This is a genomic window from Nocardia sp. NPDC051787 (assembly GCF_040681325.1).
GTDB lineage: Bacteria > Actinomycetota > Actinomycetes > Mycobacteriales > Mycobacteriaceae > Nocardia.
This window is the reverse complement of record NZ_JBFAYO010000003.1, coordinates 221,970-244,144: the sequence shown is the minus strand read 5'-3', so window position 1 is coordinate 244,144 and position 22,175 is coordinate 221,970. Positions and strand designations below refer to the sequence as shown.

Here is a 22,175-nt window from a genome sequence, read left to right as displayed (position 1 = left end):
GGTCTTCCGGGTGATCGGTGCTCATCCGGCGAATCGGACGGCTAGGCTTGGACATTCGGCTCCGGGAGGAAGCCGATATACCTTAAGGGGTTTGATATGTACCTTGATCTGCTGGCCAACGCGAGTCTGCTGGACCACTCCGTGTGGGCGAGCCCGGACGTGTGGATGAGTTCGGCGACCGAGCTCGCCGCCAAAAAGAAGAAGAGCAGCAAAGGCGGGTTGATCATCGGCGCGATCTGCTGCCTGTTGGTCGTCGCGCTGATCATCGGCGGTATCTACCTGTTGACCAAGCGGAAGAAGAACACCTAGCGGCGGACGGCCCGGCTCGCGCGCGGCGAACCGGGCATCCTTCGCCGGCCGTGGCGCTACAGCGCCGTACGCTCGGCGGCCATCTCCGCTTCCAACAGCATTTCGTCGTCGAGGTCGGCGCCGTGCGCGCTCGGCGGAACCGACTTCAACACGACCACCGCGGCCACCAGCGCGGCGACCACCAGTGCGGCGCCGATCCAGAACGCGAGCTGGAACCCGCTGGTCAGCGCCTCGGGAGCCGAGATGCCCTGTGCCAGGCGATGTTCGGACCGGCTCGCCGACAAGGTGGCCAGCACCGCGAGACCCAGCGCGCCGCCGACCTGCATGGTGGTGTTGGCCAGGCCCGAGGCCAAGCCGGCCTCCTGCGGCTCGACCCCCGACATCGCCAGGTTCATCAGCGCGGGGAACGCCAGGCCGGCGCCCGTGCCGAACAGCACCATGGGGCCGAAGATGTGCAGCCAGTAGTTGCCGTCCACCGGTGCCTGGGTCAGCCACAGCAGTGCGGCCAGGATCAGGAGCAGGCCGGGGATCAGCACCTTGCGCGCGCCGAACCGCATCACCAGATGCTCGGAGTACCGCACCGACAGCACACCCATGATCGCCGCCACCGGGAAGAACGCCAGACCCAGTTGCATCGGCTCGTAGCCGAGCACCTGCTTCAGGTACAGCGAGCCCATGAAGAACATGCCGAACATGCCCGCCACGGTGAGCACCTGGATCACGTTGGCGCCGGAGAGGTTTCGTGAACGGAAGATCCGCAGCGGCATCAACGGGGTCCGCGCCGTCGCCTCCCGGAGCACGAATCCGGCGAGCAGCAGCAAGGATACGGTGCCGAGGCCCAGCGTGACCGGGTCGGTCCAGCCGTACTCCGCGGCAGGTTTGACGATGGTGTACACGCCGAGCATCAGCGCCGCGGTGATCAGCACCGCACCCGGAATGTCCGCGCCGTCCTTCAGACCCGCGCCTTGGTCCTTGTCCAGGATCTTCACCGCGCCCACGCCGACAGCGATGCCGATCGGCAGGTTGACCAGGAAGATCAGCCGCCAGTCCAGGGCGGTGAGCACACCGCCGAGCAGCAGGCCGATGGCGCCGCCCGCCGACGCGACGAAGGCGTAGCGACCGATCGCCTTCGCCTGATCCCGCGGATCCGGGAACATCGCGAAGATCATGCCCAGGATGACCGCCGAGGTCATCGCGCCGCCGATGCCCTGCAGGAAGCGGGCCGCGATCAGGGTCACCTCGTTGACCGCCAGGCCGCACAGCGCCGAGGCGAGCGTGAACACCACCAGCCCGGACAGGAACATGGTGCGGCGGCCGATCAGGTCACCGAGCCGGCCTGCCAGCATCAGCAGGCCACCGAAGGAGATCAGGTACCCGTTCACCACCCAGGCCAGACCGGCCGCGGTGAACCCGAGGTCCGTCTGGATGTCCGCCAGGGCGACGTTCACGATCGTGGCGTCGAGCACGATCATCAGCATTCCGCCGCACAGGACGTACAGCGCGAGCCAGGCCCGGCGATCCGGCACTCCGGCCTCCCTTGGTCGTTCTCTTGCTTCCGCCACTGTCTGCGCCTTCCACCCAAACGATCGTTACCGTGGCACGCTATCAACAGTTAGTCCTAAAAGACAACTAATTAATTCAGTTGAAGAATCGACTGATATGATGTATTCCATGAAGGCCGCCCCTGAGCATCGCACCAAACGCAGCTATCACGACGCCTGCGGCACTGCCCGTGCCCTGGACCTGGTGGGCGAGCGCTGGACGCTGCTCGTGGTACGCGAACTGCTGCTCGGGCCGAAGCGCTTCACCGATCTGCGCGCCGGGTTGCCCGCGATCAGCCCCAACGTGCTGTCCCAGCGCCTCGACGAACTCGCGCAGGCCGGGGTGGTGCGCAAGCGCAAGCTGCCGCCGCCGGTGAGCACGGCGGTCTACGACCTCACCGAGTGGGGCAGGGAACTCGACACGGTGGTGCTGGCGCTGAGCCGCTGGGGCGCCCGCGCCCGCAACGCCTACCGCTGCTCGGACATGAGCACCGACGCGCTGGTCGTCTCGCTACGCACGTTCTTCGACGCGGAAGCGGCCGAGAGCGTAAGCGCCGAATACGACCTGTACCTGACCGGATCCGATGCCGGAACGGATGAATTCCACGCCGTGGTCGCCGACGGTACCCTCACGGTGACCCGCGGCGCGGGCAGCGCCCCTACCGCCATCCACGCGAGCGTCCCCGCGTTCGTCGCGGTCGTCTTCGACAAACACTCCCTACGCGAAGCAGTCACCACGGGAACCATGGAGATCAACGGCGACCTCACCGCCGCCGAACAATTCACCGAGTTCTTCCGGATCCCACCGGAGTGCTCGGCGAACCGAGCCGACTAGCCGCCTCAGAGCCGGTCGATCTCGGTGAGGTCGATGTCGATATCGAAGGGCACGGTCAGCCGGAGACAATCGTGGTGAATTCCGGTGAGCGCGTATGCCTTCGTCGCCGGGTCCAGTTCGTAGACGTAGACCACCGGGCGGCCGTCCACGTTCTCGACCCGCCAGAAGTGAGCGATTCCTGCGCGGGCATACAGTTGCGGTTTGCGCTCTCGATCACGGGTACGTGACTCGGCGGACACCACCTCAACCGCCAATATGACGTCATCGGCCTGGTACGTAGTCAGCTCAGGGCCGCCGTCCCGTTCGGCGTGGATCACGACGAGGTCCGGCTCCGGACGCTGGTCCCGTCCGAGCGTCACGGTCATTTCCCGCCGCACCCGCAGATGCGCTGGAACGAGCCGACGAAGCATCGAGCCGAGCAGATCGATGACCAGCATGTGGAACTTGGCCTGCGGGCTCACGAAGACAAGACTCCCGTCGATCAACTCGGTATGCGGGGGAAGGTCGGGCAGGCGATCAAGATCCTCGGCGACGAACCCGCCCGGCGGCGGACGCAGCCACTGCGGAAACGGCTCGACGGTCATGCTCCGAGTATGTCACCCACATGGGGCCTACCGCAGGGGCCACGGGTCCGGATGAAACCGGTTAGGTGGATGGTGCAGAGTGGGCATGTGCAGTTGATCCTTGTTCGCCATGCTCAACCGGTCCGGATATCGAATTCCGCTGGTCCAGCGGATCCGGAGTTGGCCCCGGTGGGGCTGGAGCAGGCCGAGCGGGTGCCCGGAGCACTCGGGCATCATCGGATCTCGCGGGTGGTCAGCAGTCCGCAGCGCAGGGCGCGGGAAACGGCGGCGCCGACCGCAGCGAAACTCGGTCTCGACGTGGAGATCGTCGACGACCTCGCCGAATACGATCGCGATCTGCCCGCCTATATTCCGATCGAAGACGCCAAGGTCGAATTCCGGGACGCGTACGAGCGGATCAAGGCCGGGGATTTCCCGTTGCAGGTCGATGGCGATGCCTTCAAGGCCAGAGTGCGCGCCGCCGTCGCTGACATCGCCGCCGCCGCCGAACCAGCGGACACCGTCATCGTGTTCGCGCACGGCGGGGTGATCAATGTGACGCTGCAAGAGATACTCGGACTGGAACGCCCGCTGACGTTCCCCATCGATTACTGCTCCATCACCCGGATCCTGTTCTCACGCAGTGGGCGCCGCACAGCGGCGACGGTCAACGAGAACGGGCACGTGTGGGATCTCTTGCCGCGCAACATCACTGCGCGAAGCTGAGCATTCACAGCCGATTGTCAGGACCATCGCACCGGTGTCCCAGCGACGGAATCTTCGATGGGACCGGTGAGCCACTCGCACAGTGGCTCACGGTTCGAGAGAAAGGAATTCCGTGTCGCTCTCCAAAACCGCTACACCGCTACGGCGTCTCGCCCGGGTGACCGTGGCAGGCGCGCTGATCGCCGTCCCGCTCGCCACTCTGGCCGCGACCGCATCCGCCGAAATACCGGCCGCGCCGCCCGAAGGTGTCCACGTCCGAGTTGTGGACGGACCAGAGCAGGGTGCCGATATCAATCGGCCCCGTCACTTCGAAAGGTACGAAAGGCACGACGGCCCGTGCCCCGGGCCGGGTGACCACCCGTGGCGCGATGGCCCGCCGCCGCGGCAGTTCCACTTCCAGCAGCCCTTGCCGCCCACCGGTTCGAGCTAGCCCCGCTGCCGCCCAGAAATACCGAAAGGCCCACCTCCGAGTCCGGAGGTGGGCCTTGTGGTTTCGGCGATGGCTCAGGCCATGCCCGCGATCCAGTTGCGCATCCAGGAGATGGCGGTCTGGCCGCCACCCACCTGATAGCTGCCGTACACCGTGTGCGCCTGCGACTTGTAGAAGCGCTCGAGATCCTTGGCTCGCTGCTGGTTGGCCGAGTCGGTCAGCTGCGCCTGCAGCGTCGGGACACCGCCGAACGCCATCAGGTCACCGAGGATGTTGCCCGCTTCGATCTGGTAGCGCCACATGTTGGCGGGGTTGGCGTCCGACGCCTGGGCGAGGAATCCGGCGAACCGCGTGACGAAGTCGTCGGTCGCGGTCGCGCAGTAGAGGTCGTCGACGGCACAGATGGTGCGCGTACGGTCGCTGACCCAGCCGAAGCCGCCGACCCGGGGACCACCCGCGCCCGCGCCAGGAGCGATCGGGCCGATCTGGACGTCGGTGGGCGAACGGCGCGGGTCGGAGATCAGGCCGACAGCGGCGATGCGATCGGGCGACACGGCACCGAGCCCGGTGCCGATCTCGGCGGCGAGGTCACCGGCGGCGTCCGCACCCTGGCTATAGCCGACGAGCGCGATCTTGGTCGCTCCGCAACGCTGCGCCATGCCCGCGATCAGGCCCCGCGCGTTGTCGACCGCCTCTTTCTTCGAGTTGCCGTAAACTTCACCCTCCCAAGGGAAGGCGGTGGCCGCATAGGTCACGTAGTCGACCTCCGCAGAGGACGGCAGACCTCGGGTGACGCCGGACAGCATGCCGGGCTGCGGCGTCTTATCGCGTCCGGTCTCCCAGGTACCCGGAATCGCCACCACGTACAGGCTCGGGCAGCCAGGGGCCGCGCTCGCCGACCCCCCGCCGAAAACCAAGCCGGACATCACTGTCGCGGACGCGCCCAGAGCCGCGACGACCTTCTTCCACTGCATACCGCTCCAAACCCTTGCCCTCGTCGAACTTCCCGCCGAGTTGCCGCGTCAATGCTGTACTCATCGGATGTCGTTTCGGTGCACGCTAGGTGAACACACGCCACCCAACCGGTTCGACCTGCACGTTCCAACGACACCTCAAGATCAGCGACACGCCGAAGATCACAATAAGGCCACAACCGCCGCAATGCCATTCGAAACCCATAGTGTGTCGGATTTCCGACACTCAGCGATGGAGCGAGCGGTCGCGCATCGACACTGACGGACGGATGCGCCGAAAGGTATGGGGGCCGAAGGCCTATCGAGCGGGAAAAGGCGCCTGTGGACGAGTTGTCCACAGGCGCCTTCTCTTCCGCTCCGGTAAGAGAGGGTCTAGCGCTGAGCCACCATGGTGGGGGTGACCGGCGCCGGGAGGGCGGTCTCACCTTCCAGGTACCGGTCGACACCGGCGGCCGCGGCGCGGCCCTCGGCGATGGCCCAGACGATGAGCGACTGACCACGGCCCATGTCACCCGCGACGAAGACGCCGGGAACGTTGGTCGCCCAGTTCTTGTCGCGCTGCACGTTGCCGCGCTGGTCGTAGCCGACGCCGAGATCGGTGAGCAGGCCCGGCTTCTCCGGACCGACGAAGCCCATGGCCAGCAGCACCAGGTCGGCCTCGAGCGTGAAGTCGGTGCCCTCGACCTTCTCGAAGCGGCCGTTGACCATCTTGACCTCGTGCGCCTCCAGGCCGGTCACCTTGCCGTCCGCACCGACGAAGCGCTCGGTGTTCACCGAGAACACCCGCTCGCCGCCCTCCTCGTGCGCCGAGGAAACCCGGTACATCAGCGGGTAGGTCGGCCACGGGGTCGAGGCGGCCCGTTCCTCCGGCGGACGCGGCATGATCTCGAACTGGTGCACGTTGGCCGCGCCCTGCCGGTGCGAGGTGCCCAGGCAGTCGGCGCCGGTGTCGCCACCGCCGATGATGACGACCTTCTTGCCCTTCGCGTGGATGGGCGGCAGGCCGTCGGCGTCGGTGACGTCGTCACCGAGCTGCACCCGGTTGGCCCACGGCAGGAACTCCATCGCCTGATGGATGCCGACCAGGTCGCGACCGGGGATCGGCAGGTCACGAGCCACGGTGGCGCCACCGGCGAGCACGATCGCGTCGAACCGCTCACGCAACTGCTCTGCGGTGATGTCGACGCCCACGTTCACGCCGGTCTTGAAGATGGTGCCCTCGGCCTCCATCTGCGCGAGACGGCGGTCGATGAAGCGCTTCTCCATTTTGAATTCCGGGATGCCGTAGCGCAGCAGACCGCCGATGCGGTCGGCGCGCTCGAACACCGTCACGGTGTGCCCGGCGCGGGTCAGCTGCTGCGCCGCGGCCAGGCCGGCCGGACCGGAACCGACGACGGCGATCTTCTTGCCGGTGAGGCGGGTCGGGTAGACCGGGGTCACCCAGCCCTCGTCGAAGGCGTTCTCGATGATCTCGACCTCGACCTGCTTGATCGTCACCGGATCCTGGTTGATGCCGAGCACACAGGAGGCCTCGCACGGCGCGGGGCACAACCGCCCGGTGAACTCCGGGAAGTTGTTGGTCGCGTGCAGCCGGTCGATGCCTTCCCGCCAGCGGTCCTTGTAGACCAGGTCGTTCCACTCGGGAATCAGGTTCCCCAGCGGGCAGCCATTGTGGCAGAACGGGATACCGCAGTCCATGCACCGGCTGGCCTGGGTGCGCAGGGTCTGGTGGGAGAAGTTCTCCTCGTAGACCTCTTTCCAGTCCATCAGGCGCAGCGGCACCGGCCGCCGCTTCGGCAGTTCCCGAGAGGTGTGCTTCAGGAATCCCTGGGGGTCAGCCACGTGCGGCCCCCGAATAGTCACAGCGCTTCGTCCACGTCATCTGTAGAACTCTCTTATCAGCCACGTGCGGCCTCCATAATCGCCTCGTCCACGTCCTTGCCGCTCTTCTCAGCTTCGGAGATGGCGAGCAGAACTTTCTTGTACTCCCGCGGCATGACCTTGACGAAGTGGTTCACCTGCTGGGACCAATCGCTCAGGATGCGATCGGCCACCGGGGAGCCCGTCTGGTCACGGTGCTGGGTGATGATGTCGTGCAGCCAGGTGAAGTCGTCACCGGCCAACTGCTCGACGGCGTCGGCCTGCTCGGGGTTGAGCTTGGACGCGAACGTGCCGTTCGGGTCGAAGACGAACGCCACGCCGCCGGACATACCGGCGCCGAAGTTGCGGCCGGTCTCACCGAGGATGACCACACGACCGCCGGTCATGTATTCGCAGCCGTGGTCGCCCACGCCCTCGACCACCGCGGTGGCGCCGGAGTTGCGTACGGCGAACCGCTCGCCGACCACACCGCTGAGGAACACCTGTCCGCTGGTCGCGCCGAACAGGATCACGTTGCCCGCGATGATGTTCTGCTCCGCGACGAACTCGCCGGGCGCGTTCAGCGACGGGCGCACCACGAGGCGGCCGCCGGAAAGGCCCTTGCCGACATAGTCGTTCGCGTCACCCTGCACGCGCAGCGTGATGCCCGCAGGCACGAAGGCGCCGAAGCTGTTGCCCGCCGACCCGGTGAAGGTGATGTCGATGGTGTCGTCGGGCAGGCCGGCGCCGCCGTAGAGCTTGGTCACCTCGTGGCCGAGCATGGTGCCGACGGTGCGGTTCACGTTCGTGATCTTGGTCTCGAACTTCACCGCCTGGCCTCGCTCCAGCGCGTCCCGGCTCTGCGCGATCAGCTGCTGGTCCAGCGCCTTGTCCAGGCCGTGGTCCTGGGGCTTGGTGCAGCGGCGGTCCTGGTACATGAACGCCGTCTCGACGTCGTCCAGGATCGGCGACAGATCCAGCTTGCTGGCCTTCCAGTGCTGCTTGGCCCGCGAGGTGTCGAGCATGTCGACCCGTCCGATGGCCTCGTCCAGCGTGCGGAAGCCCAGCTGCGCCAGCAGTTCCCTGACCTCTTCGGCGATGAACAGGAAGAAGTTCTCGACGAATTCCGGCTTGCCGGTGAAGCGTTCGCGCAGCACCGGGTTCTGCGTCGCGACGCCGACCGGGCAGGTGTCCAGATGGCAGACGCGCATCATGATGCAGCCCGAGACCACCAGCGGCGCGGTGGCGAAGCCGTACTCCTCGGCGCCGAGCAGCGCGGCGATCATCACGTCGCGGCCGGTCTTCATCTGGCCGTCGACCTGCACCACGATGCGGTCGCGCAGGCCGTTGAGCAGCAACGTCTGCTGAGTCTCGGCCAGCCCGAGCTCCCAGGGACCGCCCGCGTGCTTGAGCGAGGTAAGCGGTGAAGCGCCGGTGCCGCCGTCGTGACCGGAGATCAGCACGACGTCCGAGTGCGCCTTGGAGACGCCGGCGGCGACGGTGCCGACGCCCGGCTCGGCGACCAGCTTCACGTGAATGCGCGCCTGCGGGTTCGCGTTCTTCAGGTCGTGGATCAGCTGCGCCAGATCCTCGATCGAGTAGATGTCGTGATGCGGCGGCGGCGAGATCAGGCCGACGCCCGGCGTCGAGTGCCGCACCTCGGCGACCCACGGGTACACCTTGTGTGCCGGCAGCTGGCCGCCCTCACCCGGCTTCGCGCCCTGCGCCATCTTGATCTGGATGTCGGTGCAGTTGGTCAGGTAGTGCGCGGTCACGCCGAAGCGGCCGGAGGCCACCTGCTTGATCGCGCTGCGCCGCCAGTCGCCGTTCTCTTCCGGCTCGAAGCGCGCCGGCGACTCGCCGCCCTCGCCCGAGTTCGACCGTCCACCGAGGCGGTTCATCGCGATGGCCAGGGTCTCGTGCGCTTCCGCCGAGATGGAGCCGTAGCTCATCGCGCCGGTGGAGAACCGCTTCACGATCTCCGACGCGGGCTCGACCTCCTCGATCGGGATCGGGCTGCGCGCGTCGTTCTTGAACTTGAACAGGCCGCGCAGCGACGCGAGCCGCTCGGACTGGTCGTCGACCAGCTTGGTGTACTCCTTGAAGATCGAGTACTGACCGGAGCGGGTGGCGTGCTGCAGCTTGAACACCGTGTCCGGGTTGAACAGGTGGAATTCGCCCTCGCGCCGCCACTGGTACTCACCGCCGACCTCCAGCTCACGGTGCGCGCGCTCGTTGCGGTTCTCCAGGAACGCGATCCGGTGCCGCTGGGCGACCTCGTCGGCGATCTCATCCAGGCCGATGCCGTCCAGGTGCGAGCGCAGGCCGGTGAAGTACTCGTCCACCAGTTCCTGCGACAGACCGATCACCTGGAAGAGCTGGGCGCCGTTGTAGGACGCCAGGGTGGAGATGCCCATCTTGGACATCACCTTCAGCACGCCCTTGCCCGCCGCCTTGTTGTAGTTCGCGACCGCCTTGCGGTAGTCGGCGGCCAGGTCGCCGGTGCTGCCCGGCATCTCGAGCGCGCCGCGCTCGAGCATGTCCTCGATGGTCTCGAAGGCCATGTACGGGTTGATCGCGGCGGCGCCGAAGCCGACCAGCATGGCCATGTGATGCACTTCGCGGGCGTCACCGGCCTCTACGACCAAGCCGACCATGGTGCGGGTGCGCTCGCGCACCAGGTGATGGTGCACCGAGGAGGTCAGCAGCAGCGACGGGATCGGCGCCAGCTTCTCGTTGGACTCGCGGTCGGACAGCACGATGATCCGCGCTCCGCCGTCGATGGCGGCCGACACCTGAGTGTTGATCGCCTCGAGCGCCTTGCGCAGGCCCTTGCCGCCCTCCTGCGCCGGGTACAGGCCGCGCACGACCACCGACCGCAGCTCGGGATGCGAGCCGTCGTCGTTGATGTGCACGAGCTTGGCCAGCTCGTCGTTGTCCAGGATCGGCTGCTCGAGCGCGATCTGCTTACACGACTCCGGTCCAGGGTGCAGCAGGTCGGCCTCCGGGCCGATGTTGCGCTTGAGGCTGGTCACCACCTCTTCCCGGATCGCGTCCAGCGGCGGGTTGGTGACCTGCGCGAACAGCTGGGAGAAGTAGTCGAACAGCAGGCGCGGACGGCTGGAGAGCACCGCGATCGGGGTGTCGGTGCCCATCGAGCCGAGCGCTTCGAGGCCGGTCCTGGCCATCGGCGAGATCAGCAGGTTGAGCTCCTCGGTGGTGTATCCGAAGATCTGCTGGCGGATCAGCACGCGGTCGTGCGACATGTGCACGTGCGGGCGGTCGGGCAGGTCGGCGAGGCGGGACACGCCCTTGTCGAGCCACTCCTGGTACGGATGCTCGGCGGCGAGCTGGGACTTGACCTCCTCGTCGCCGACGATGCGGCCCTGGGCGGTGTCGACCAGGAACATGCGACCCGGCTGCAGGCGCGCCTTCTTGACCACCTTGGACGGGTCGATGTCGAGCACGCCGACCTCGGAGGCCATCACGACCAGGCCGTCGTCGGTCACCCAGATGCGGCTGGGGCGCAGGCCGTTGCGGTCGAGCACGGCGCCGATGACGGTGCCGTCGGTGAAGCACACCGATGCCGGGCCGTCCCACGGCTCCATCAGCATCGAGTGGTACTCGTAGAAGGCCCGCCGCTGCGGGTCCATGTTCTCGTTGCGTTCCCAGGCCTCGGGAATCATCATCAGCACGGCGTGGGGCAAGCTGCGGCCGCCGAGATGCAGCAGTTCCAGCACCTCGTCGAAACGGGCGGTGTCGCTTGCACCCGGGGTACAGACGGGGAAGATCTTCTCCAGCCGGTTCTTGCCCGCGGAGTCGGTGCCGAAGACGTCGCTGCGCAGCAGCGCCTCACGGGCGCGCATCCAGTTCTCGTTGCCGGTGACGGTGTTGATCTCACCGTTGTGCGCGACGCGGCGGAACGGGTGCGCCAGCGGCCAGGACGGGAACGTGTTGGTGGAGAAGCGGGAGTGCACGATGCCAAGGGCGCTCTCCACCCGGGAGTCCTGCAGGTCCAGGTAGAACGCGCGCAGCTGCGGCGTGGTGAACATGCCCTTGTAGACGAAGGTCTGCCCGGACAGGCTCGGGAAGTAGACCGACTCTCTGCCGACCGCGCCCTCACCCGCACCGGCCGACCCGAGTTCGTGCTCGACTCGCTTGCGCACCACGTAGGCGCGACGCTCCAGATCCATATCCGACAGCGGATCGGAAGCGTTCTTCGGCGAGGCGATGAAGATCTGCCGGAAGGTCGGCATGGCGTCGCGCGCCAGTGCGCCCAGCGACGACTCATCGATCGGCACCTCACGCCAGCCGAGGACCTCGAGGCCCTCTTCCTTGACGATCTTCTCCACGCCGTAGGCGGCGCGCGCGGCTTCGCGACGAGCCTGCGGCAGGAAGGCGATACCGGTGGCGTAGGAGCCCTCCGGCGGCAACTCGAAGTCCACGATGGCGCGGAAGAAGCGGTCGGGAACCTGGATCAGGATGCCCGCGCCGTCACCACTGTTGGGCTCGGCGCCTGCGGCACCACGGTGCTCCAGGTTCAACAGAGCCGTAATAGCCTTGTCGACGATGTCGCGGCTGCGGCGGCCGTGCATGTCGACGACGAATGCGACGCCGCAGGCGTCGTGCTCGTTCGCCGGGTCGTAGAGACCGATGGGTCCAGGTGACCTGTGGCCAGGAAGTTGCGTCATGCCTCTGCCTTCAAGAAAGTCGGCCTTCGAAGAAAAACGGCCCTTCGTCGAACGCCTCCGTACAAGACTGCGCCCGTACGTTCCGAAGCCAGCCGCGCTGATGGTCTTCGGCGTGCAGTCAGGTCTGCAGTTGTTTCCACCCGCTTCTGTGACGTAGTGGGTGCCCTTCGGTAACGGATCCCTAACAAGATCCTTACCTCCGAGCGGAGTCTCGCCCGCTACGCTGAGCACCGGCTAGGGCTGCCCGAGCGGGCGATTGCCGAACATTCTGTGTTCGGCGTAAGAGCAAACGATAAGTCAGGTCCAGGGCCCAACCAACTTAGGTTGCGCTAATAACCGGGTTTAGCTGGGCTTCTTCATTCGGTCCTCCACGTGTGCGCGTCGTCCAGTGTAAAGCAGCGAGTACGGTGCAATCGATCCCCGTGGCACTGGGTGCCAGCTGGAAAGAACCGGCGCGCACCACCGGCCCGAAACCACAACGCAACACGGGGAAACTGCCCTCACCTGCGTCGAAAAAGGTTTCCCCGCTTTGGGCCGGACAAAACCAAGCGGCGGTGGCTAACTCGGCGATCGAGCCGCTGAGATATTTCCGACACCGGCGTGACAAGCCGTGAATGCGATCCGACCGTCCGGACTCTTTTGCCCCCTGTGGGCTTCGGCACATTTTCAGCAAATTTCGGGAAGTGTTGTTGGACACACTTTCCGAGACCGCCGCATGAAGGGGAAAGCCGGACGAATGCGCGCCCCGCCGCGCGGAGGCAGAAGCAGCCGCGAACAGGCGCAAGCCGGACGTAGTCCTTCAATCGCCCGCGCCAGGCGGAGCGCAGGCGAGGCAGCCGCGAATAGAGCACAGCCAGGACGAAGTCCGCCCTCAGCCCGCGCCGGGCCGAGCGCAGGCAGAGGCAGCCGCCTAGGTCGCGCAGAGCGCAATCGCGGCACGTACCAGCGCGGCCTGGTGCAAAGCATCGATCCGGCCGGTGACGAACACGCGGAAAACGCTGCCCGCCAAACGTTCCGTGCAATCCGGCGCGCTCAGCTCGGCTCGGCGAGCGGCCAGCTGGTCGAGGATTTCGCCGTTCACCCGGTCGATGACGGGGCGCACGGACGCGAGATCGGCGGGGTCGCTCGGTGCCGCGGCCGGGTCGAAGCGCCACCGCAGAATCAGGCCGCGCTGCACCGTCTTGTTCGCCTCGATCTGACCGAAGAACACCTGCCGTACCCAGTTCTCCGGCAAGTCACGGCCGTTGCCGAGGCGGGCCATCGCGTCGTAGACCTCGGCCTCACGAACGGGATCGTCGATGGTCGGCTCGATGCCGCGCTCACCGGCCGCCGCCCACTTCGCCGCGGCCACCGCGTCGGCGGTGTCCAGCCGCTCGACGACCAGCGCGACCAACCGGTCCAGCGATCCGTCGGCCGGGGACGCGCCGGCGCTAGCCGGCCACATGAGCAGCGCCGCCGCGAAGATCGTCACCACGACTGTGCGCATGCACGGACCTCCTTGGATCGCTCACGACCGCGCCTCGCTGACGCTCGGCTCCGTCGTGCGCGAGTGCGCGCTGTGCCCTCGGCTCACTCGCTGACGCTCGCCCACGACTGCGCCCCGCTGGCGCTCGACTCCATCGTGCGCGAATGCGCGCCGTGCCCCCCGTTGACTCGCTGACGCTCGCTCACAAGGAAACGAATCACCGCGCCAGGGTAGGCGTATTTACGCACCACATGCCGGACAACGCTCGATGAGGTGTGAGCCTGCACACATCCAGCCGCCCCTGCTCGCTGAGTCGGCCGAGGGCCTGTCACGCTGTCACAACGAATCCGTGACAGTTTCGTCGCGCCCGCGAAAGCGCCTGGGACGTAGAGGATGTGCCTTCCCCATGACCGTCACCGGCTTGTTCACCTGGCTCGGCGGGGGCCGGACCAGCGAAATCACCGATCGCCATGAGCGCGCCGGTTACGCCGTCACCGGCGCCGTCGTGCTGTTGTTCGCGACGATCTCGGGCACGGTCACCGGCCTGGCCGCAGCATCCACGAACACGTGGCCGCTGTGGGCCACGCTGGCTGCGGCGCTCGTGGTCGCGGCACTGACCGGTGCGTTCGCGCGAGCGGTGGCGACGGCGCGGCCGAGCGGAGGGCCGGATCGGCTCGGGCTGATCGTGCGCATCGCGGTCGCCGTGCTGGCGGGCGGATTGATCGCCGAACTGGCCGCGGTCGTGCTGTTCGGCGCGTCCGTGGACCGGGTGCTGGACGACCGGGCGCAGCGGTCGGTCGATTCGGCTGCGCAGGTGGTCGCGGCGCAGAGCGAACTGGACCGGGCGAAGGCCGACCGAGCCGCGCTCGACCAGGCGATCGCCACAGCGCAGACGGATATCGACCGTGCGCTGGTGATCGCTCGCTGCGAGTACAACCCGACCCCCGAGTGCCCGCGGACCAGGATCACCGGCGTACCCGGCCGCGGGCCGGAGGCACAGACGGCCAACGACATGCTCGACGACGCCCGCAAGCAGCTGGCCGCGGCGCAGGCACGGGTCGACGCGGCCGACCGCCGGATCGCCGACGACCAGAACGCTCTCTCCGCCGCACGGACCGCTGCCTTCGACGACGCCGACCGCGGGCTCGGCGCGCGCTGGCAAGCGATGAACGACTACACGGTGCGCGAGGCGTTGCCGCTGCGCATTCTCACCATCGTGGGGTTCGTCGCGCTCGCCTTGCTGCCGCTGGTGCTGCGCTGGTGGCGCGGAGAGACATCGTTCGACCGGCACAACGCGGCACGTGCCGTGCACGACCGCGCGGAGCGCGAAGCCGACACCGCCATCGCGGTCAAGCAGGCCGAAGTACGCGCCGAGGCCGAAACCCTCCGCGCCGAACAGCAGCTCACCGCCGCCCGCCTCGCCGTCGAGGCGGATACGGCAATCGACCGGGAGCGGCAGCGCACCCGCATCATCGCGGCCATCGGCGGCATCGAGATCGGTATCACCGAGCCGCCGCGCCGCCCCGAACTTCCCGCCGCCGCAGCGGACGATCGAAAGGACAGCGCCATGCCGCATGAGGTGACGCCGAACCTACCCACCCCCGTGACCGCGAGCCCGCCCGCGCCCGCCGTCGCACCCGCACCCGCCGCGCCCCAGAGCGGCGGTCTCGAGCTGCCGCTGATCGGCACGGTGCCGTTCACCGACACCGCGGCGCGCTTCATCCGGCCGCTGGTTCCGTCGTTCGTCGCCAACGCGATCGACACCGCGACGCATCCCCTGCGCACCGCGCGGCAGGCGTTCGAGGAGGTCGAGGAGATCACCTTCACCCTGCGCCGCACCCGCAAGGTGACCATCGACGGCCAGACCTCGCACCCGCAGGCCTTGACCACTCCGGTCGGCTACCAGCTCCAGCCCGGTTCCCCCGAGGTCGCACACGCCCAGCACATCGCCTCCACCGTCGTCGACGCCGACTATTCCGCACCGCGCTACTCCCTTCCTCCGACCGGCGCCGCCGGCTACGGCCTGCCCACCGGTGCAAGCCGGGAGGAACTCCCCGGCCACCATCGCGCCGAACTTCCCGAGTCGAACCGCCGCGAACTCCCGCCCGGCCGGTGATCCGCAGCAACACCGAGAGGCAATCGTCCCCGCAGACCTGCTCGACCTGACGCCCTCGCCTCGGCGATACGCGGCAAGTGGCGCCGGGAACCGGATACCGGTGCACCGGCTGAGGCTGCGGCGCGGTCGTCGTCGCTGCTCGGTCGACAGCGCAGCGGCAGCGCGGCTGCTGCACCGCATCGCCCTCGGCTATCAGCACTACAGCGCACAGGTGGTGGACGAGCACCGCGAACTGGCGACGCTGCTGCGCACCGGCGATCCCGAGACGCTGGCCCGAACCGCTCAGGAACATGTCGACTCGGCCCGCCGCAGCCTGCTGGCCGATCTACCCGAGTAGTCCCGCAAGTAGGTGCACACCACGGCGAGCCGGTGTGAGTCCGCCCGTCACCCGCGGGCCTCCTCCAGCGCTGACGGTTAGACTCGGCCCGTGCTGCCAGCCGCTGAACCGGCCGGCGCCGTCGGGGCGGGAACAGATCCGGTACCGGGGTCTCCTGGAACGACGGTGCCGATCCGACCGCTGAGTTTCCGCGAACTGCTCGATCTGCCGTTCGCCCTGATCCAGGCGAACATTCGCGCCCTGGCCGGGTTGGGCTTGGCGGGCTTGTTCGCCGCCGAGGCGGTGGTCGTCGCGGTAACCGCGGGCGTCTCGTGGCTGACCGACGGCTCCGACGCGGGCACCGCTTGGGCGGCAATTCTGTCGACCGCGGCCTGCGCATGGGTGCTGCGGTTCGCGTTACGCGGGACGACCGTGGCGCTCGGACTCGCGACGGTGGGCGGCGCACCGATCGGCTGGCGCACCGCGCTGGGCCGGTGCGCTGCGATATTCGGGCCGCTGCTGGTGTTCCAGCTGTTGTTCACCTCGGTGGGTGTGGGTGTGATCGCTCTCAGCAGCCCGTTGATCGTGACGCTTCCGCTGGCATTGCTCTGGCTCGGCCGGCTTCGCGCGCGCCGCTGGATCACGGTTGCGGTGCTGTTCGTCGAGGGGACCTCACACCGCGACGGCGTCGCGCGCGCGAAACTGCTTGGCGAGGGCGCCGAGTGGCAGACGACCGGACTGTGGATCGCCCAGCGCGCTCTGTTCGGGTTGCTCGCGGTGCCGCTCCTGGCGATCCCATGGTTCATCACGGATTTCTCCGGCACCCATCGATGGCCGGTGATCATCCTGAGCACCGCCGCCGTGCTGCTGGTGACGGTGTTCGGCGAGGTGGTCGAGGCATCGTCGCGGGTGGTGTGCTACGTCGACCGCCGTTGCCGCAGGGAGGGATTGGACATCCGCATCCCCGTTCGGGAGACGCGATGAACGATCCTCAGCCGCCGCAGAGCGCACCGGAGATGCGCGATCCCGCGGAAGCCACTCCGACCAAGCGCGTCCCTGCGACGAACGAACCCGCGCCCGGCACCCTGCGCCTCGGCTCCGCCGCCGACCATCGAGCCGCCGCCGAATCGGCCGCACAGCGCCGGGATTTCGACAACGCCCTGCGGGAACGCTTCCGTGCCGTGCTGCGCGGCCTGGAACAACTTGGCCTGCTGGAAGTCCGGCGCTCGCGCACCGCGCGGGAAACCGCCGACGACGTGACGATCGCCCTGCCGCTGGAGGCCGCCACCGAGCTACAGCCCGCCGCACATAGTTTCGACGAGGTCGTTTACGGCGGACGCCGCGCCAGCGAAGACGAATACCGCAGACTCGAATACGCCGACCGGTTCTCCGCCGCCGCGCCGCCGCCCGCACCGGAACCTACCGAGATCGAGGCAAAGGAGCGGGCACCGCGCAGTCGCCAACTTCCTTCATTGCCGAAGCTATTGCGCAGCCCGAGATTCTGGGCCGCACTGGCCGCGACAGCCGTATTGCTGCTGCTGGTCTACGGCGCACTGCAATCCTGCGGTGCGCCGACCGCGCCGCCGCCGCAAACACCACCGGATCTGCCCGACGTCCCGCCGCAGGACGGATCCTACGACCCGCCGGGCATCGGAGCGGGCGACGACCCGATCTGGGATCGACTGCCCGCACCGGTCTTCTACGGCGGAGTGCAATTTCTGATCGCCGCCGCGCTGGTGGTGTGGTGGCGCGCGCGGCGCCGGGGCGCTCTGGTGCGCGAGCCGCGCCCGGTCGAAGTCGCGGCGAACGAATTGCTCGCAGGCCAGGCCGCGCTGTATCGGCGCTCGAAGGATCACGACCACGTCGCCGGGAAGCTGCGGGCGGCGACCTTGCGCCGCATTCGCACACCGCTGGGCGTCACCGCCGACACCCCGCCGGACCGGATCGTCAGCGCTATCGCCGCACGCATCCGAGCCGACCCGGCGCACATCGCGGCCGCACTGTTCGGCCCGGTACCCGACCCCGGCACCCTGCAGGTGGTGGCCGCTCAGCTCGAATGGATCGAATCGGAGATCGGATGAGGCAGCGTCGTCCAACCCTTGTCCAGCCGACGGCGTGCGGAAACGCCCGCGAACCACAGGAGGTCGAATGACCAGCATCGATACCACCCCTACGGCCGAGGAAGCGCTCGCCGCGTTCCACGCGCTGCGCGCCGAGATCGGCAAGGCGGTGGTCGGCAACGACAACGCGGTCATGTACCTGGTGCTCGCGCTGCTGTGCCGCGGCCACGTGCTGCTAGAGGGCGTACCCGGCGTGGCGAAGACGCTGCTGGTGCGGGCATTGGCCACAGCTCTGGATCTGGACCACACACGAGTGCAGTTCACCCCGGACCTGATGCCGGGCGACGTGACCGGTTCGCAGATCTACGATCCACACTCGGCGGAGTTCACCTTCCGGCACGGCCCGGTGTTCACCAACCTGCTGCTCGCCGACGAAATCAACCGCACGCCGCCGAAAACCCAATCCTCGCTGCTGGAATCGATGGAGGAGCGGCAGGTCTCGGTGGACGGGAAGCCGCAGCCGCTGCCCGATCCGTTCGTTGTGGTCGCCACGCAGAATCCGATCGAGCAGGAGGGCACCTACCCGCTGCCGGAAGCGCAGCTGGACCGGTTCCTGTTCAAGGTGGACATTCACCTGCCCGGGCGCGATGACGAATTCCGCATCCTGCAACGCCACGCGGCCGGATTCGATCCGCGCGATCTGACCGCCGCGGGATTGCGCCCCGTGGCAGGGCCCGCGCACATCGCCGCCGCCCGCGCCGCGATCACGAAGATGACGGTCAGCCCCGAGGTGCTCGCATACACCGTCGACGTGTGCCGGGCGACCCGCACCTCCCCCGCCGTACAGCACGGTGCCTCCACCCGAGGCGCGACCGCGCTGATGGCGGCTTCCCGCGCGTTCGCCTGGCTCAACGGCCGCGGCTTCGTCACACCGGACGACGTGAAGGCCGTCGCGGTCGCCGTACTGCGGCACCGCCTGCACCTGCGCCCGGAGGCCGAGTTGGACGGGGTGACGACCGAGAGCGTGATGTCGTCGCTGCTGCTGTCGGTTCCGGTCCCGGTGTAGCGCATGGTCGTCACCGGTCGGCTGGCCGCCGCGGCAGGAGTGTCGGCCTTGTTCGTCACCCTGGTGGTGCCGTCCCTCCTGGGGGTCGTCGTGCTGACCTGCGCACTGGCCGCGGCCCTGCTCTTCGATCTCGCCGCGGTGGGCCGGGCGCGGGATCTGACGCTGTCCCGGCAAGCACTGACCACCGTGCGACTCGGGCGCTCCACCGAGGTGGAGCTCGTCGCGGTGAACACCGGGCCGCGGGCACTGCGCGGCATGGTGTGGGACGACTGGCCCGACAGCGCACGCGCGGTAGACCGGGCGCACCCGCTGGATCTCGCGCCCGCCACCAAGGTCCGGTTCCGCACCACTCTTACCCCGACCCACCGCGGTGATCGCGTCGCGGGACCGGTCACCGTGCGGCTGCTCGGCCCGCTCGGGCTGGCGGGCAAGCAGACCAGACACAGCGTGCCCGCCCGGATACGCGCGCTGCCCGCGTTCCGCGCCGAACGGCTGCTGCGGTCGAAGGTCAAACGGCTGCAACATCTCGAAGGCCGCAATGTGGCCAATCTGCGCGGGCAGGGCACCGAATTCGATTCCTTCCGCGAGTACGTCGCGGGCGACGACGTGCGCGCCATCGACTGGCGCGCCACCGCCCGCGCCACCGACGTCCTGGTCCGCACCTGGCGCCCGGAACGCAACAGGCACATGCTGATGCTGCTGGACACCGGCCGGATCAGCGCGGGCCGGGTCGGCGATGGCACCCGCCTGGACGCGAGCATCGAGGCGGCCCTGCTGCTCGGCGGGCTGGCGGTCGCCGCGGGTGACTCGGTGGACCTGCTCGCCTTCGACCGGAAACCCCGCGCCGAAGTCCGCGGTGCCGGCGGAAAAGGGTTGCAGCTGAAGCTGATGCACGCGATGGCGGGAATCACCCCTGCCCTGGTCGACACCGACAGCTCCGGCCTGGTGCGGGCGGCCGTGCAGCGCGCCCGCCGACGTAGCCTGGTCGTCTGGTTCACCAGCCTCGACGGGGCGGCCGTCGAGGAGAACCTGCTGCCCGTACTGCCCGTCCTCGCGCAGCGCCACCGGGTGCTCATCGTCTCGGTGACCGACCCCGACGTCGCCGCGGCCGCGGCCCGCCGCGACAACGTGGCCGATCTCTACGCCGCGGCCGCCGCCGAATCGGTGCTGGCCGAACGCGCTCTGGTCCAGGAATCCCTGCGCCGCACCGGGATCGCGGTCGTCGCCGCGCCCCCGGAACGACTGCCCGAGGCCCTGGCGGACGAATACCTGGAACTCAAGCAGTCCGGCGCCCTCTAGCCGTTTCGCGCGGGTGACGGTGCGGGCAAACGGCATCCCGGTGCGAGGGCGAAGGAGGATCATGGGCCCATGTCCTCAGATCTCGCCGCCTTCGTCCGCGGACTGCCCAAAGCGGAGCTGCACCTGCATCTGGAAGGGACGCTGGAGCCGGAACTGAAATTCCGTCTCGCCCAGCGCAATGGCATCGAGCTGCCGGAAAAGTCCGTCGACGAAGTAAAGCAGACCTACCGGTTCCATGACCTGACCTCGTTCCTGCGGGTCTACTACCCGGCCATGCAGGTGCTGCAGCGGCCGCAGGACTTCCACGACCTCGCCTTCGACTATCTGACCAGGGCGCATGCGCAAGGCGTCCGCCATGTCGAGATGTTCTTCGATCCGCAGGCGCACACCGGGCGCGGTGTTCCGTTCCCCGCCGTGATCAGTGGGTACCGCTCGGCGATCGCACGCGCACGGCGGGTACTCGGGATCTCGGCCGAGCTGATCCTGTGCTTCCTGCGCGACCATTCCGCGGAGTATGCGATGGCGACGCTGCTGGAAGCGCTGCCGTACAAGAACTGGATCATTGGGGTCGGGTTGGACTCCGACGAGCGGGGTAATCCGCCGAGCAAGTTCGCCGCCGTGTTCCAGCGCGCCCGTGCGGAAGGATTCCTGCTGACCATGCACTGCGACATCGACCAGCAGAGCTCCATCGAGCACATCCGCCAAGCACTGGAGGACATCGAAGTCGACCGCCTCGATCACGGCACGAACATCGTCGAGGACGACCATCTGATCGAGCTGGCCAAAACCAAGGGCATCGCGCTCACATGCTGCCCGGTGTCGAACTCCTTCGTCACCGCGCAGATGAAATCCGACGAGATCGTCGGCCTGCTCGACCGCGGCCTGACGGTGACCGTCAACAGTGACGACCCCGCGTACTTCGGCGCGTACGCCGCCGACAACTACCTCGCGCTCGCCGAACAGGCAGACCTCGAGTTCGATCAGCTGGCGGAATTGGCCAGGAACTCGTTCCGCGCGTCCTGGATCACACCCGCACGCCAGGACCAGTTTCTGCGCGAGATAGACGCTTACGTCGCGGCCAACGTCTAACGGGTGCCTGGACGCCGCTAACCGGCGCGCACCGGCACCGGCGGCGGAAACACCGGAAACGTGGGCCGTGGGAGCACCCGGCGCTGCCGTTCGGCGATGACCGCGCCGAGGATCTGCAACGGGGGATACCCGACGGGCAGTGCGACGCGGAGCCGACCGCACACTTCGGCTACGAGCACGGTGCCCAAATGATGCTGGGCGGCGGGGGTCAGCGTGCGGAATCGGGTCAGATACTGCCGTACCGCCAGCGCGAGATCCTCCGGCAGACCGGACAGGTCCAGCTGCGCGCTCCAGCCGGTCAGCCACGGTGGGGCGATCACCAACGCGGGCAGCGGCAGCGGCCGTTGCGCGTGCACGACCACCGTGCCCGCGAGCACGTCACCGATGCGCCGCGCGTGCGGCGAGCACATCGAGGTGAGGACCGCGATGGCGCCTAATCCACCGAGCATCCAGAAGTCGACGATCGCGCCCGCGAGGCCGCGGGTGAGCGCATGCCGGAAGTCGATCGGTCCGCCGTCCTGACGCACGACCCGTAGCCCGAGCATCAGCTTGCCCAATGTGCGCCCGCGCCAGAGAGTCTCACAGGTCACCGGGTAGCCGACCAGGACAGCCACGACGGTGACCAGCACTATCGCGTCCAGCCACGCCGAATCCACACCCGAGGGCAGCAATATCCAGACGATCGCGAACAGGACGAATCCGAGCATGCACTGGACCAGCACGTCGATCAGGAACGCGGTGGCCCTGGTAGGGACCCGGGCGATCGGCAGCTCCAGGGCCACCGCTTCGCCGGTTGTGAATTCAGCCATCTCGATAACATTCTTCCGACCGGCGG

General features: G+C 68.0%; 18 protein-coding genes. 11 read left to right on the top strand and 7 right to left on the bottom strand.

The window, feature by feature from the left end:
* Window positions 1–96: 96 nt before the first annotated feature.
* Window positions 97–309, top strand: coding sequence for a hypothetical protein (locus tag AB0M45_RS04775; protein WP_364322875.1), 213 nt, complete (start codon window positions 97–99; stop codon window positions 307–309).
* A 56-nt stretch (window positions 310–365) separates the two neighbouring features.
* On the opposite strand, the gene AB0M45_RS04770 is transcribed toward AB0M45_RS04775, so the two are convergent.
* The gene (locus tag AB0M45_RS04770; RefSeq protein ID WP_364322873.1) at window positions 366–1,835 is read right to left on the bottom strand and encodes an MFS transporter; all 1,470 of its coding nucleotides are present in this window, start codon (window positions 1,833–1,835) and stop codon (window positions 366–368) included.
* A 145-nt stretch (window positions 1,836–1,980) separates the two neighbouring features.
* Between AB0M45_RS04770 and AB0M45_RS04765 the strand changes: the two genes are divergently transcribed.
* Entirely contained in the window at window positions 1,981–2,685 is a 705-nt protein-coding gene (locus tag AB0M45_RS04765) for a helix-turn-helix domain-containing protein (protein WP_364322871.1), read from the top strand.
* Window positions 2,686–2,690: 5 nt separating this feature from the next.
* Here the strand turns inward: AB0M45_RS04765 and AB0M45_RS04760 are convergent, their stop codons facing one another.
* A complete protein-coding gene (locus AB0M45_RS04760; RefSeq protein ID WP_364322869.1) occupies window positions 2,691–3,269 on the bottom strand; it encodes a Uma2 family endonuclease in 579 nt (192 codons plus the stop codon).
* Between the two features lie 87 nt (window positions 3,270–3,356).
* Here AB0M45_RS04760 and AB0M45_RS04755 point away from each other — a divergent pair, with 87 nt between their 5' ends.
* Entirely contained in the window at window positions 3,357–3,974 is a 618-nt protein-coding gene (locus AB0M45_RS04755; protein WP_364322867.1) for a histidine phosphatase family protein, read from the top strand.
* A gap of 112 nt (window positions 3,975–4,086) precedes the next feature.
* Entirely contained in the window at window positions 4,087–4,404 is a 318-nt protein-coding gene (locus AB0M45_RS04750; RefSeq protein ID WP_364322865.1) for a hypothetical protein, read from the top strand.
* A gap of 74 nt (window positions 4,405–4,478) precedes the next feature.
* Here AB0M45_RS04750 and AB0M45_RS04745 read toward each other — a convergent pair whose 3' ends face one another.
* From AB0M45_RS04745 to aroQ, 4 genes are all read right to left on the bottom strand, one after another.
* Window positions 4,479–5,378, bottom strand: a complete 900-nt coding sequence (locus tag AB0M45_RS04745) for a cutinase family protein (RefSeq protein WP_364322862.1) — start codon at window positions 5,376–5,378, stop codon at window positions 4,479–4,481.
* 372 nt (window positions 5,379–5,750) lie between these two features.
* The gene (locus AB0M45_RS04740; protein ID WP_364322860.1) at window positions 5,751–7,220 is read right to left on the bottom strand and encodes a glutamate synthase subunit beta; all 1,470 of its coding nucleotides are present in this window, start codon (window positions 7,218–7,220) and stop codon (window positions 5,751–5,753) included.
* Between the two features lie 56 nt (window positions 7,221–7,276).
* Complete coding sequence (gltB, locus tag AB0M45_RS04735) at window positions 7,277–11,929, bottom strand: glutamate synthase large subunit (RefSeq protein WP_364322858.1); 4,653 nt, start codon at window positions 11,927–11,929, stop codon at window positions 7,277–7,279.
* A 910-nt stretch (window positions 11,930–12,839) separates the two neighbouring features.
* Window positions 12,840–13,415 (bottom strand): gamma subclass chorismate mutase AroQ, encoded by a 576-nt coding sequence (gene aroQ / locus AB0M45_RS04730; RefSeq protein ID WP_364322856.1) that lies wholly within the window; start codon window positions 13,413–13,415, stop codon window positions 12,840–12,842.
* A 385-nt stretch (window positions 13,416–13,800) separates the two neighbouring features.
* On the opposite strand from aroQ, the gene AB0M45_RS04725 reads away from it, so the two are divergent.
* The 7 genes from AB0M45_RS04725 to add all read left to right on the top strand — a co-directional run bounded on the left by AB0M45_RS04725 (window position 13,801) and on the right by add (window position 21,340).
* Window positions 13,801–15,510 (top strand): DUF4407 domain-containing protein, encoded by a 1,710-nt coding sequence (locus tag AB0M45_RS04725; RefSeq protein ID WP_364322854.1) that lies wholly within the window; start codon window positions 13,801–13,803, stop codon window positions 15,508–15,510.
* A 100-nt stretch (window positions 15,511–15,610) separates the two neighbouring features.
* Window positions 15,611–15,847 (top strand): FCD domain-containing protein, encoded by a 237-nt coding sequence (locus tag AB0M45_RS04720; protein WP_364322852.1) that lies wholly within the window; start codon window positions 15,611–15,613, stop codon window positions 15,845–15,847.
* A gap of 90 nt (window positions 15,848–15,937) precedes the next feature.
* Window positions 15,938–16,810 (top strand): hypothetical protein, encoded by an 873-nt coding sequence (locus AB0M45_RS04715; protein ID WP_364322850.1) that lies wholly within the window; start codon window positions 15,938–15,940, stop codon window positions 16,808–16,810.
* A complete protein-coding gene (locus tag AB0M45_RS04710) occupies window positions 16,807–17,907 on the top strand; it encodes a DUF4129 domain-containing protein (protein ID WP_364322848.1) in 1,101 nt (366 codons plus the stop codon). The genes AB0M45_RS04715 and AB0M45_RS04710 overlap by 4 nt, the downstream gene beginning before the upstream one ends.
* 67 nt (window positions 17,908–17,974) lie before the next feature.
* Window positions 17,975–18,952: a MoxR family ATPase gene (locus AB0M45_RS04705; RefSeq protein WP_364322846.1), complete on the top strand. Its 978-nt coding sequence runs from the start codon at window positions 17,975–17,977 to the stop codon at window positions 18,950–18,952.
* A 3-nt stretch (window positions 18,953–18,955) separates the two neighbouring features.
* The gene (locus AB0M45_RS04700; RefSeq protein WP_364322844.1) at window positions 18,956–20,251 is read left to right on the top strand and encodes a DUF58 domain-containing protein; all 1,296 of its coding nucleotides are present in this window, start codon (window positions 18,956–18,958) and stop codon (window positions 20,249–20,251) included.
* A gap of 69 nt (window positions 20,252–20,320) precedes the next feature.
* A complete protein-coding gene (gene add / locus AB0M45_RS04695) occupies window positions 20,321–21,340 on the top strand; it encodes an adenosine deaminase (protein WP_364322842.1) in 1,020 nt (339 codons plus the stop codon).
* A gap of 17 nt (window positions 21,341–21,357) precedes the next feature.
* Here the strand turns inward: add and AB0M45_RS04690 are convergent, their stop codons facing one another.
* Entirely contained in the window at window positions 21,358–22,149 is a 792-nt protein-coding gene (locus AB0M45_RS04690) for an RDD family protein (RefSeq protein ID WP_364322840.1), read from the bottom strand.
* Window positions 22,150–22,175: the final 26 nt, after the last annotated feature.

Coding starts and splice junctions, on each gene's coding strand:
- AB0M45_RS04775 (WP_364322875.1), top strand. CDS start 97: ATGTACCTTGATCTGCTGGCCAACGCGAGTCTGCTGGACCACTCCGTG.
- AB0M45_RS04765 (WP_364322871.1), top strand. CDS start 1,981: ATGAAGGCCGCCCCTGAGCATCGCACCAAACGCAGCTATCACGACGCC.
- AB0M45_RS04760 (WP_364322869.1), bottom strand. CDS start 3,269: ATGACCGTCGAGCCGTTTCCGCAGTGGCTGCGTCCGCCGCCGGGCGGG.
- AB0M45_RS04745 (WP_364322862.1), bottom strand. CDS start 5,378: ATGCAGTGGAAGAAGGTCGTCGCGGCTCTGGGCGCGTCCGCGACAGTG.
- gltB (WP_364322858.1), bottom strand. CDS start 11,929: ATGACGCAACTTCCTGGCCACAGGTCACCTGGACCCATCGGTCTCTAC.
- aroQ (WP_364322856.1), bottom strand. CDS start 13,415: ATGCGCACAGTCGTGGTGACGATCTTCGCGGCGGCGCTGCTCATGTGG.
- AB0M45_RS04725 (WP_364322854.1), top strand. CDS start 13,801: ATGACCGTCACCGGCTTGTTCACCTGGCTCGGCGGGGGCCGGACCAGC.
- AB0M45_RS04710 (WP_364322848.1), top strand. CDS start 16,807: ATGAACGATCCTCAGCCGCCGCAGAGCGCACCGGAGATGCGCGATCCC.
- AB0M45_RS04705 (WP_364322846.1), top strand. CDS start 17,975: ATGACCAGCATCGATACCACCCCTACGGCCGAGGAAGCGCTCGCCGCG.
- AB0M45_RS04700 (WP_364322844.1), top strand. CDS start 18,956: ATGGTCGTCACCGGTCGGCTGGCCGCCGCGGCAGGAGTGTCGGCCTTG.
- add (WP_364322842.1), top strand. CDS start 20,321: ATGTCCTCAGATCTCGCCGCCTTCGTCCGCGGACTGCCCAAAGCGGAG.
- AB0M45_RS04690 (WP_364322840.1), bottom strand. CDS start 22,149: ATGGCTGAATTCACAACCGGCGAAGCGGTGGCCCTGGAGCTGCCGATC.